Source organism: Kitasatospora sp. NPDC053308, assembly GCF_055585785.1.
Genome location: NZ_JBVJJY010000002.1, coordinates 253,957 through 265,340, shown reverse-complemented (window position 1 = coordinate 265,340; position 11,384 = coordinate 253,957). Strand labels below are relative to the sequence as shown.

Annotated in this window: 9 protein-coding genes and 1 pseudogene; 2 read left to right on the top strand and 8 right to left on the bottom strand. The window is 73.3% G+C overall.

The genetic code is table 11. The annotated features are described in order from the left end of the window. Positions 1-268, top strand: a pseudogene (locus ACZ6Y7_RS06470) (F420-dependent oxidoreductase); the annotation flags it as partial. 27 nt (positions 269-295) lie between these two features. Here ACZ6Y7_RS06470 and ACZ6Y7_RS06465 read toward each other — a convergent pair. The 4 genes from ACZ6Y7_RS06465 to ACZ6Y7_RS06450 all read right to left on the bottom strand — a co-directional run bounded on the left by ACZ6Y7_RS06465 (position 296) and on the right by ACZ6Y7_RS06450 (position 4,077). Beyond that, a complete protein-coding gene (locus tag ACZ6Y7_RS06465; RefSeq protein WP_465756694.1) occupies positions 296-1,234 on the bottom strand; it encodes a hypothetical protein in 939 nt (312 codons plus the stop codon). A 287-nt stretch (positions 1,235-1,521) separates the two neighbouring features. Beyond that, entirely contained in the window at positions 1,522-2,109 is a 588-nt protein-coding gene (locus ACZ6Y7_RS06460; RefSeq protein ID WP_465756693.1) for a TerD family protein, read from the bottom strand. A gap of 604 nt (positions 2,110-2,713) precedes the next feature. Continuing rightward, on the bottom strand, positions 2,714-3,439 hold the full coding sequence (locus ACZ6Y7_RS06455; protein WP_465756692.1) for a hypothetical protein: 726 nt from the start codon (positions 3,437-3,439) through the stop codon (positions 2,714-2,716). Continuing rightward, positions 3,436-4,077 (bottom strand): methyltransferase domain-containing protein, encoded by a 642-nt coding sequence (locus ACZ6Y7_RS06450; RefSeq protein WP_465756691.1) that lies wholly within the window; start codon positions 4,075-4,077, stop codon positions 3,436-3,438. Before ACZ6Y7_RS06450 ends, ACZ6Y7_RS06455 begins: the two co-directional genes overlap by 4 nt. A gap of 299 nt (positions 4,078-4,376) precedes the next feature. Here ACZ6Y7_RS06450 and ACZ6Y7_RS06445 point away from each other — a divergent pair, with 299 nt between their 5' ends. Then, positions 4,377-6,719: a glycosyl hydrolase family 18 protein gene (locus ACZ6Y7_RS06445; protein ID WP_465756690.1), complete on the top strand. Its 2,343-nt coding sequence runs from the start codon at positions 4,377-4,379 to the stop codon at positions 6,717-6,719. Positions 6,720-6,777: 58 nt separating this feature from the next. Here the strand turns inward: ACZ6Y7_RS06445 and ACZ6Y7_RS06440 are convergent, their stop codons facing one another. The 4 genes from ACZ6Y7_RS06440 to ACZ6Y7_RS06425 all read right to left on the bottom strand — a co-directional run bounded on the left by ACZ6Y7_RS06440 (position 6,778) and on the right by ACZ6Y7_RS06425 (position 11,373). Then, entirely contained in the window at positions 6,778-7,548 is a 771-nt protein-coding gene (locus ACZ6Y7_RS06440) for a bestrophin-like domain (RefSeq protein ID WP_465756689.1), read from the bottom strand. A gap of 111 nt (positions 7,549-7,659) precedes the next feature. Next, on the bottom strand, positions 7,660-7,821 hold the full coding sequence (locus tag ACZ6Y7_RS06435; RefSeq protein ID WP_465756688.1) for a hypothetical protein: 162 nt from the start codon (positions 7,819-7,821) through the stop codon (positions 7,660-7,662). 1,065 nt (positions 7,822-8,886) lie between these two features. Beyond that, complete coding sequence (locus tag ACZ6Y7_RS06430) at positions 8,887-10,293, bottom strand: family 2B encapsulin nanocompartment shell protein (RefSeq protein ID WP_465756687.1); 1,407 nt, start codon at positions 10,291-10,293, stop codon at positions 8,887-8,889. 567 nt (positions 10,294-10,860) lie between these two features. Continuing rightward, positions 10,861-11,373: a hypothetical protein gene (locus tag ACZ6Y7_RS06425; protein ID WP_465756686.1), complete on the bottom strand. Its 513-nt coding sequence runs from the start codon at positions 11,371-11,373 to the stop codon at positions 10,861-10,863. Between the last annotated feature and the right edge of the window lie 11 nt (positions 11,374-11,384).

Sequence of the window (11,384 nt, the reverse complement as noted above, 5' to 3'; positions counted from 1 at the left end):
GGCGGAAGGGGCCGGGCGACCGGACCCCGAGCGCCTGACGCTCGCCTCGGGTGCCTTCCTCACCCCGCCCGGCATCCCCGCCGCCGTCCCCGTCCCCGGCCGGGCGCTCGGCGGCGCGACCCCCACCGCACCGCGCGTCGCCGAGGAGCTGGCCCGGCTCGCCGCGGCCGGACTCGCCGTCTGCACGATCTGGATGCCGATCGCCGGTGCGCGGCTGGAGGAGGCCATGGAGTGGATCGCCGCCGAGGTCCTCCCCCTCCTCGACTGAGCCCGCCCGAGCCGGGCGGGTGCCGCGTCACTCGATCCGCAGGGTGAGCTCGGCGGTGTGGAGCCGGCCGGCGGTCTGGAACTGGAGGAAGACGCGCCAGTTCCCGGGTTCGGGGAGCATAGCCTGGAAGGTCAGCGTCGGGCCGCCGTGGTCGCCGGTGACGGCGTCCGCCGGGTGGAGGTGGGCGAGGGCCTGGTCGCCCTCGTGGAAGGCGCTGAGGTGGGCGTAGCTGTCCAGGTAGGGCTGGAGGTCGGTGACCGGGCGGCCGTCCTGTTCGACGGAGGCGGTCAACTGGTGGGCGCCCGCCGTCGGTCGGGCGCGCAGGGTGACGGTGTAGCCGTCCACGGTGGTGCGGTCGATGGGGGCGGGCAGCGGGACGGACGCGGCGTCGCCGGCTACGGTCACGGTGCGGCTGAGGACGTACTCCGTGCTGTGGGGGCCGGTGTTCGGGATGAAGTCGGCGTACAGCCGCCAGGTGCCCGGGTCGAGCGGGGCGAGGTCGGCGGTCCAACTGCCGTCCGGAGCCTGGTCCGGGTGGACGTGCTGGAAGCCGGAGAGATCGGTGCGGACCGCGTAGAAGTGCAGCTTCTTCGTCTGGTGGACGGTGAGGTCGGTGACCGGCGCGCCGTCCGGCCCGGTCACGGCGAAGCGGACCGGCGCGGGGCGGCCGGCGGACGGGGCGGGGGATTCCACCGTGAGCCGGTAGCCGTTCTCCTCCGGCGCGAGACCGCGGCCGAGTCCCGGTGCGAGGCCCGGTGCGAGGCCCGGAGCGAGTCCTCGGGCGAGCCCGTCAGCGGGCCCGGGCGCCTGGACGGGGGGTGTCGTGCCGGCCCACCCGGGCGCGGCCGACGCCGTGGCGGGCGGCGCGCTCGGCGGCATGGACACCGCCATGCCCAGCACGAACAGCATGGGTACGCAGGACGCGAGCAGCCAGCCTCGGGCGAACGGACGGGCGGCAGCGGTCATGGCAGGGTCCTTCGGGTGCGGGTGGTCGGCCTTTCGAAGAGGAGACCCGCTCGGCGGCCCGGGATCACAGAAACCGCGTGACGGCATCCGCACTCCCGGCCCGCGCACCCTCCACCGGCACCACCCGCCCGGCACCGCGCACCCACGCCCCACCGGCACCGCCCACGCCCACCGAACCGCCGGACCGTGCCCCACCGGCCCGTCCGACCGCGCCCTACCGGCCCGCCCGACCGCGCCCCACCGGCCCGCCCGCCACCGCCGCACCCCGCACCGCGGCTCGGCCCCGCTCAGAGGTGCTTGACCAGCTCCGGCATCAGGTCCTGGAAGGTCCGGCCGCCGGCCGGCTGCCCGATCGCGGTCATCTGCCAGCCGGTCGCGGTGCGTTGCACCTTGGCCATGATCTGGGCGGTGTACGGGCCACCGCCGGTGAGGGTGTAGCGGGCCAGCTCGGCGCCGGTGGTCTCGTCCACGAGCCGGCAGAAGGCCGCCTCGACCTCCTGGAAGGTCTGTCCGGTGAAGGAGTTGACGGTGAAGACGATCTGATCGACCTCGGCCGAGACCCTGGTCAGGTCGACGGTGATCGACTCGTCGTCGGTCGCGCCGCCCGAGCCGCCGACCAGGTTGTCCCCGCTGTGCCGCACCGAGCCGTCGTTGCTGGTGAGGTGCTGGAAGAAGACCACGTCCACCGGGCGCCCCTGGGCGAACAGCACCGCCGAGGCGTCCAGGTCGATCTCCCGGCCTGCGGCGAGCAGCTTGGCGAGGAAGCCCTTGCGTTCGGCCGCCTTCCAGCCGAGGCCCATCCGGACCACGCTCAGCTGTTCACCGCCCGGCTTCTCCAGGCTGATCTTCTGCCCTTTGGCCAGTGAAACGCTCATCGCGTCCTCCTCGTTCTGCCGCCGTCGCGTGCCGCGGATCCACGGCACGGTAGACAACCTATGATCATCCGGCGGACGTCCTGCGGGCACCCTTACCCGGCACTCCCCCGCGCCTCACCCCCGACCACGGTCCGCACACTGAGCGAACCGCTGGTCCGACGTCCGTCGTAGAGACGGACCGGGACGGAACGACCGGGGCAGCGCACAGTCTAGGGTCGGCCCCGAGATGCCGCCGAGCGCGACGGCGGAGCGTCCGCGCACCGTTCGTTCCGTGTGCACCACCGTTCCCGTGTCATGCCGACCGTGCCATGCCGACTCACGCCGGGGGACCACCATGCCCGAGCAGCACGAAGGAAACGACGACCACGCAGGAACCGGACACCACGACGAGCCACCGGCCGCGAGTGCGGCCGCCACCGCGAGCCTCGGCCGTCGGCGCCTGCTCCGGCGCCCGGGCCCGGGCGCCGGATGCTCCCGGGATCCGGGGCCGCTGCACCCGGCCGGCAGCATCGCCGCGCCGACCGCGACCATCCCGAGCATGCGAGATCTCATGCTCCGCACGCCAGTTGACGGTACGTCACGCCGTCGTACGCCGCCAGGCGGATCAGGTGTCGCCGTCCAGCAGGTGCTGGCGCACCTCGCGGAAGGCCCACGCCCCGCCGGCCGGCCGGGAGAAGGTCCAGGTCGTGTCGAACCGGTCCGGCCACTCGGCGGGCACGCCGCTGTGGGCCGCGCCGAGCGCCTCGACGATCCGGGGGATCCGCGAGTGCTCCCAGCAGATCAGCACCGGCTTCGCCTCGCCGGCCTCGCCCGCCTCGGAGGTGGACCGGGCGGAGTCCGCCAGGACGGAGCCGGCCAGCGCGGACTCCTCGGTCTCGGCGTAGCCGGTGTCCACCGTCAGCCCGAGCGCGCGGGCCAGCGGGCCCACGGTCTGGCGCATCCGGTGCGCCCCGGCGTGCGGGCCGACGTCGGACGCGGCCAGGATCCGGGCCGGCACCTGCAGGCCGGACACCGGCGGGGAGAACAGCGTGGGCAGCGCCTCGGCCCGCTCCCAGCCGCGCCGGGTCAGCGACTTGCCGTCCGTCCGGCCGGCCTCGTCCAGGCCCGGATGGCTTCCGTCGGGCTTCTCGCCGTGCCGGATGATCATCACGAAGGCCGCCAGGCCCGGGTCCGGCTCCCGGGCCCCCGCGCTCTTCCCCGGCCTGGCCGGCTCACCGATCAGCGCGCACCCCGCCACCACCAGCGGGGCGACACCCGCCAGCCCGGCCAGCACCGCGCGCCGGCCCGGCAGGGCCCGCCGGGCGGGTGGAACGGGCGGCCGGCCGGTCACGCGGCCGCCCGTTCCAGCCGGACCAGCGCGTCGACGGCGACACCGCCGGTGCCCCCGCCGCCGTCCCGGTGGCCGGACTCGCCGACCGTACGGTGCACCCGCTCGGCGCGGACGGTGCGCAGCCCGCGGTCGGCGAGGTCGGCCAGGACGTCCTCGGGGGTGAACAGCACCGCCGGGTCCTGCGGGCCGCCGACGCCCTCGGTGAGGTTGAGCAGGTCGTGCCCGACGACCAGCAGGGTGCCGCCGGGGGCGAGCGCGTCGGCGGCGCGGCGGAGGGCGGTCCGGCGGTCCCGGGCGGGGAGTTGGAGGTAGGCGACCAGGACGAGGTCGTAGCCGGCGGCGGGGGCGTCGAAGGTCCGGGCGTCGCCGTGGCGCCAGGTGAGGCGGTCGGCGACCTCGTCGGGCAGGTCGGCGGTGAGCCGTTCGGCGCGTTCCAGGGCGACGGCGGAGAAGTCCAGTCCGGTGACCTCCCAGCCCTGGGCGGCCAGCCAGATGGCGTTGCGGCCCTCGCCGGCGGCCAGGTCGAGGGCGTGGCCGGGGGTGCGGCCGGTCAGTTCGCGGACCACCCACCGGTTGGGCGCGGTGCCCCACACCAGTGCGCTCGCGGCGTAGCGGTCGTCCCAGTCCTGGCTGTCCATCGCGGCTCCTCCGTTCGACGGTCGTTCGACGGGCCTGCTCGTACCGTCAACCTACCGGGCCGCCGCGCCCCCGGGGCCCGGCGGTCCGACGGGCGGACACCCTTGACGGCGAATATTGGTCCAGTCCAATCTGTTCAGTCGTGGCCTACCCGGGCCTGCCGCCCGGAAAGCGTCCACGCACGGCTCGTCAGCACGCGTCACCCGCCCGCGCGCTCCCCCACCGCGCCCGGGCCGGCTCCCCACGGCCCGACCGGGCCACCGCACCGCCGGAACCCCCACACCTCCGGAGGACACCCCGCATGCACGACCGCGTCCTGCCCGCACGGCCCGACCGCTCCCGCCGGGAGCGCACCGGGCGCCGGGCCGCCCCGCGCAGCAGAGCCACCGCACTGGCCCTGGCCGCCACCCTCACCACCAGTGGCGCCGCCCTCGCCCTGACCTTCGGCTCCGCCGCCGCCACGCCGATCGACCTGCTCGCCAACGGCGACTTCGAGACCGGCACCCTGGCCGGCTGGAGCTGCTCCAACGCCTCGGTCGTCACCACGCCGGTGCACGGCGGCACCCGCGCGCTCAGCGGCGCCGCCTCGGCCTCCGACACCGCGCAGTGCCAGCAGGCCGTCGCCGTTCGGCCGAACACCACCTACACCCTGGCGGGCTGGGTCCAGGGCAGCTACGTCTACCTGGGCGCCACCGGCAGCGGCGTCAACGCCTCGACCTGGACGCCCGGCGGAACGGGCTGGACCCAGCTGAGCACCACCTTCACCACCGGCGCCGCGACGACCTCGGTCACCGTCTTCACCCACGGCTGGTACGGCACCGGCGCGTACTACGCGGACGACCTCACCCTGACCGGACCGGCCGGGCCCACCCCGTCCACCAGCCCGACGGCCACCGGCAGCCCGACGGCGAGCCCGACCGCCACCGGAAGCCCCACCGCCGGCCCCACCGCGACCGGCAGCCCCACGGCGAGCCCGACCGGCACCCCCACCACGGGTACACCGACCCCGACGGCCACCGCGAGCGGCCCGGCCGGGGACGGCAAGGTCACCACCCCCACCGGCGTCGCGGTCACCAGAACCACCGCCAACGCCGTCGTGCTGACCTGGCAGCCCTCCACCCTCCCCGGCGGCGACGGCCCGGTGGCGTACAAGGTGTGGTCCGACGGCCGGCTGGTCGCCACCTCGATGGGCACCTCGGTCGCGGTGAGCTCCCTGCTGCCGGGCCGGAGCTACACCTTCAGCGTCCAGGGCTACTCGGGCGCCCACGCCTCCGCCCAGTCCGCGCCGGTGAGCACCACGACGGCGGCCGCCCCCGCACCCCGGCCGGTCCGCTCGGCCTACTTCGACCAGTGGGGCATCTACGAGAACGCCTACTCCCCGAAGTCCGTGGCCACCAGCGGCGCCGCGGCCAAACTGGACGTCATCCACTACGCGTTCGCCAACATCGACCCCACCAAGTTCACCTGCTTCCAGGCGGTGAAGGCCTCCGACTCGGCCAACGAGTCCAACCCGGACGCCGGCGACGGCGCGGGAGACGCCTACGCCGACTACCAGGCCGACTACAACGCCGGTACCAGCGTGGACGGCAGCGCCGACACCTGGGAGCAGCCGCTCAAGGGCAACTTCAACCAACTGCGCCAGCTCAAGGCGGCATACCCGAACCTGCGGTTCACCATCTCGATCGGCGGCTGGACGTACTCCAAGTACTTCTCCGACGCCGCAGCCACCGACGCCTCCCGGAAGGCCTTCGTCTCCTCCTGCGTCGACATGTTCCTCAAGGGGAACCTCCCGACCGGGATCGCCGGCGACGCCTCCGGCGGACAGGCCTCCGCGGCGGGGATCTTCGACGGCATCGACCTCGACTGGGAGTACCCGGGCTCCGCCGGCGGCCACACCGGCAACCACTACTCCCCCGCCGACAAGCAGAACTTCACGCTGTTGCTGAAGGAGTTCCGCACCCAGCTGGACGCGCTCGGCTCCGCCCAGGGCAAGCGCTACCTGCTGACCGCCGCGCTGCCCAGCGGCCAGGACAAGATCGCCCAGCTGGAGACCGACAGGATCGGCGCGTACCTGGACTACGCCGACGTGATGTCCTACGACATGCACGGCGCCTGGGACGCCAAGGGCCCCACCAACCACCAGGACCCGCTGCACGACAGCCCGGCCGACCCGACCACGCCGATCGCCCCCGGCACCCGCAAGTACAACGTGGACACCACGATCGCCGGGTACACCACCGGCCTGCCCGAGTACGGCATCCCCGGTGGCTTCCCGGCGAACAAGCTGGTGCTCGGCATCCCGTTCTACTGGCGCGGCTGGACCGGCGTCCCGGCGGGCCCGAACTCCGGCCTCTACCAGAGCGCGACCGGGCCGACGCCCGCCAAACCGCTGAGCCAGGAGGCCGGTCTGGCCGCCTGGAAGGAGCTCAACCCGACTGCGGCGCAGACCCATTGGGATCCGGTCACGGAGAGCAGCTGGGTCTACGACGGGAACAACTTCTGGACCGGTGACACCCCGCAGGCCGTCCAGGCGCGCGGCGCCTACGCCAAGGCGAAGGGACTCGGCGGTCTGTTCGCCTTCTCCCTGGAGAACGACGACCAGGCTGGCTCGATGCTCAACGCACTGGACAGCAGCCTGCGCTGACGTGGCCTCAGGTGGACCCGAGGGCGGCCCGCGCGATCCCGCGCGGGCCGTCCGCCGCTCAGCCCTTGAGGTCGAGCGAGGGGAAGAGGTCCTCGAAGGGCTGGGTGGTCACCGAGACGCTGCGCGCGAACGGGTTGTCGAAGTCCCAGATCATGAACAGCAGGAAGGCGATCAGCGCGCTGAAGCAGAGCGCCAGGATCAACTCCCTGGGCGTGTTGCGGATCTGGAGCGCGAACAGCATGCCGACGGTCACCACGGCACCGCCGATCAGCCCGAACCAGACCACGTCCGGCATCGTCGGACCGGCGTTCTGGCCGCGTGAGTTGCGGGCGTCGGAGGCCTGGTCGATCCGGTCCAGCATCGGCTGGTAGGCCTGGGACTCCAGGTCGGAGGCCGGCGGCCGGGTGGCGACGTCCGTCTGCAGCTTCTGCAGTAGCTGGCCGCCCTTCTCGGTGAGCTCGCCGTTGTCCTGCATGTAGCTCCACTCGGTGTTCACCACGTACGTGACGTAGGCGTCCACGTCCGCGCGGACCTGGTCGCGGAACTCCACCGGGTAGACCACCGCACGGTCGCTCACCTCGCGCAGCGACTGCGCCTCGCGGAACAGGTCGTCCTGGGCCGCGCCACGCGCCTCCCAGACGCCCGCGATGGCGAGACCGAGGACGATCGCGTAGACCACGCCGATCATCATCGTGATGTACTCGATGACGTCCGGCGTCTCGTCGACGTTCTCCACGGCGCTCGCGCGGCGGTGCCTCAGCAGCACCACCGCCACCACGACGACACAGGCCGCCGCGATGGCGATGATCAATGCCACCCACTCGGACATGGGAACTCCCTTCTCTGGCTTGGCTTGTGACGGGAACGGAAAGTCAGGGGGCGGCCCCGGGCCGGGAGGGTCCCGGGGCCGGACGGCGGGCGCTGGGGCCCACCCGGTCGATCAGGACCGGCCGGAGCCGCCTCGGCCGGTGCCGCCGCCACGGCCGCCACCACCGGGGCGCAGGGCCACCGCCGCGAGCACGGCGGGGACCATGACCAGCAGCATCGTCTTGGTCATCGAGCCGCCGTGGTGGCGCTGCGGCGCGGCCATCGGCTTCGCCACCGGCGCGTGGAAGGACGGCGGCGCCGGTGCGGTGGGCCGGATCGGACTCGGACGCGGCGGCGACGGGACCGGACTGGGCGCCACCGGGGCCGGCGGCGGGACGACGGGGGCCGGGACCGGCACGGGCGGTGACGGCGGAGCCGGAACCGGGGGCGCGGGCGGCGCCGGAGGCGGCGGCGCGGGCGCCGGGGGCCGGGGCGCCGGGGAGGCGGGCGGCCGAGTCGGCTCCGGCGTCGGGCTGGGCTTCGGCGGAGTCGGCGTGGGGGTCGGCGTGGGGGTGGGAGTCGGCGTCGGCGTCGGCGTCGGCGTGGGGGTGGGAGTCCGCGTCGGCGTCGGCGTGGGAGTCGGCGTGGGGGTCGGACTCGGGCAGGGGTGCGGATGGTGGTGGTGCGGGGGCTTGTGGCCGTGGTGTCCCGTGCCCGCATGGGGGGCGACGCTGACCCCGACCTGGACGTCGACCCCGACGCCCACGTCCACGCTGCCGCCGGGCCCCACGGACACCGCGACGTCGGTGTCGGTGCAGACGCAGGTGTCCACGACCGGGCCGTGCGGATGCCCGTCACCGTGCCCGCCGTGCTCGGCGACGGACGCGGAGGCGCCGGTGGCCAGCGCGAACATCGCGACCACCCCGACCGCCGCGCCGATCAGCCGCACCCGCCGCCCTGCGGCCGCCGCCCCACCGCCCTGGGGCGGTATCCGTCGTAACTGCCGACGCTGGGACATGGGCTCCACACACCTCTCGGATCGTCTGGGGAGTACGGGGAACGGGAACGGAGAACGGGGCACGGGCACGAGGACGCGCTCGATCGACCCGCCGGGCCGGAGCGGGCAGAGTGTTGACGGTTCCCAGCAGTCGCGTCCGATCGAGAACCAAGCAGGATTCGATCGGGTACGACCAGAAACGATCAGTCCCGCTCAGCCGGACGGCCCGCCTGCGGGGGCGGGCCGTCCGTCTTCAGGTCAAACGATCATCGAGCAGGCCGGTTACGGCTCGCGCCCGTTGTTCCGCGCACCGGGAGGCGGTGCTCAGTGACGGCGCTCAGGGGCGGCGCTCAGGGACGGCGCTCAGTGGCGGCGGTGCGCGATCTCCACGTTCTCCAGGACGCCGACGGCGTCCGGCACCAGGATGGCGGCCGAGTAGTAGGCGCTGACCAGGTAGGAGATGATCGCCTTCTCGTCGATCCCCATGAACCGGACCGACAGCGAGGGCTGGTACTCGTCCGGGATGCCGGTGTGGTGCAGGCCGATCACGCCCTGGTTCTCCTCACCGGTACGGATCACGATGATCGAGCTCGTGTTCTCCTTGGTGATCGGGATCTTGTTGCACGGCAGGATCGGCACCCCGCGCCAGGCCGGCACCTGCTGCCCGCCGAGGTCGACGTGGGTGGGGTACAGACCCCGCGCGTTGAACTCGCGGCCGATCGCGGCGATGGTCCGCGGGTGGGCCAGCAGGTAGTCGGGGTCGCGGCGGCGGTTGAGCAGCTCGTCCAGGTCGTCCGGGGTGGGCGGGCCGGAGTGGGTCTGGATCCGCTGGTCGAAGTCGGCGTTGTTGAGCAGGCCGAACTCCGGGTTGTTGACGAGCTCGTGCTCCTGCCGCTCGCGCAGGGCCTCGATGGTCAGCCGGAGCTGGTGCTCGATCTGGTTCATCGGCTCGTTGTACAGGTCCGCGACCCGGGTGTGGACCTTGAGGATGGTCTGCGCGACGCTCAGCTCGTACTCGCGCGGCTTCAGCTCGTAGTCCACGAAGGCGCCGGGGAGTTCGAACTCGCCGTGGTGGCCGGCGGACATCGCGATCTCGGCCTCGCCGCGCTCGTTCTGGGCCTGCAGCGGCAGGGCCAGGAAGGCCTGGAGGTGCTCCTGCAGGCTCGGCGCGTTGTCCCGGATCGCGGCGAAGTCCGCCCGGGACAGGGTGAGGGCGACGCCGGAGGTGGCGGTCTTGGCGGTGAAGTCCCAGGCGGCGTCCGGGTTCAGCAGCGCGTCGTCGCCGAAGCGGTCCCCGTCCGCGGCCACACCGATCTCGATCTCGTCACCGTACTTGCCGGTGCCGACCAGGTTGACCCGGCCGTGCGCGATCAGGAAGATCCGGTCGGCGGCCTCGCCCTGAGTGGTGAGCACCTCGCCGGGGCCGAAGTCCCGCTGCTGGCAGCGGTCGGCCAGGGCGGTGAGCACCTCCAGGTCCTCGTAACCGCGCAGCAGGGCCAGCTCGCCCAGCTCGGCCGGGATGACCCGGACCTGGGAGCCGGTCTTGATGAACTCCACCACGCCGTTGCCCACGGCGTAGGTGAGCCGGCGGTTGACCCGGTAGGCGCCACCGGCGGCCTGCACCCAGGGGAGCACCTTGAGCAGCCAGCGGGAGGTGATCTCCTGCATCTGCGGGGCGGACTTGGTCGTGGTGGCAAGGTTGCGGGCAGCGGCCGTCGCAAGGCTCTGCTGCTTGACCTGCGCTGTCTCCGGGGTCGTGTCCACGGGCATCGGCAGGGTCTCCATTCCTGTGGTCGGGTCACGCGGCCAGGGCCATGGGGACCGCCCTGGGTGCATGCCGTGACGGATCATCAGATCCGTAGACTGGTGGGGGCGTTGGCGAATTGTCGCGAATGCGGCCGTCGTCACCCGGCGGCCCATCCGGAACCCTAGATCACCAGAACCCGACCGGACCCGTACGGACGCCCAGTACCCCCCGATAGGGTGAATCTCGACTGATCGACACCCACCGTGCGGAGATCCCGAGGAACATCCGTTCGCTCCTGCGGTCCCCGTCCCCGACAACGGCTTTCCCGTCCGCACCTCCTCTCGGCGCGTGTCGGACGCGGCCCGGCCCGGCGTCAACCCGGCACACCGGCAGGGTGGTTCGGCGGCGGACGGCCCCCGGTTCGAGGGCGCAGCGGCCGGGCTTGCGCGGACGGCGCGGCCGGTGGTTCGCGGACGGCGCGGCCTGCGCCCCGGGGAAACGCGGAACGGCCCGCCAGGTGCCGGAACGGGGGTGGCCGGCACCTGGCGGGAGAACGGGGGGCGCGCCGTGGGGAGTGCGCACCGGGACGGTCAGGCGCAGGCGACCTGGGTGCCGGGGACGCCGACGATGCCCGACTTGTTGTTCAGTCCGCCGTTGTACTCGAAGTACAGGTAGGAGTAGAAGTCGATGCGGGTGGCGTCACCGCAGGCCGAGTCGGGGGCGATGGCGTAGGTCACCGTGAAGGTGCTGGCGGCGCCCGGTTCGAGCGGCACGTTGTACCGGGCGATGCCGCCGTGGACGTTGTCGCTGCAGCCGTTGGTCTGGGTGCCGCAGGCCGTCGCCGTGAACTTGAGACCGGTCTGCAGACTGGTCCCGTAGGTCTCCTGGACGCTCTGGTAGACGAACTGGATCGGTGTGTCGTACGGGTTGGTGAGCGTCAGGGTGAGGGTGAACTCGCCGCCCCGGACGGTCGTCTGTTTGTCGGAGACGACCGTGAGCGGCAGCGGGGAGTCGGCCCGGGCGGGAGCGGAGGAGAGGAGCAGACCGACGACGAGGGCCGGGCACGCGACGAGCGCGGCGCGGATCGGATGTGTACTGCGCATGACCAAGGAGC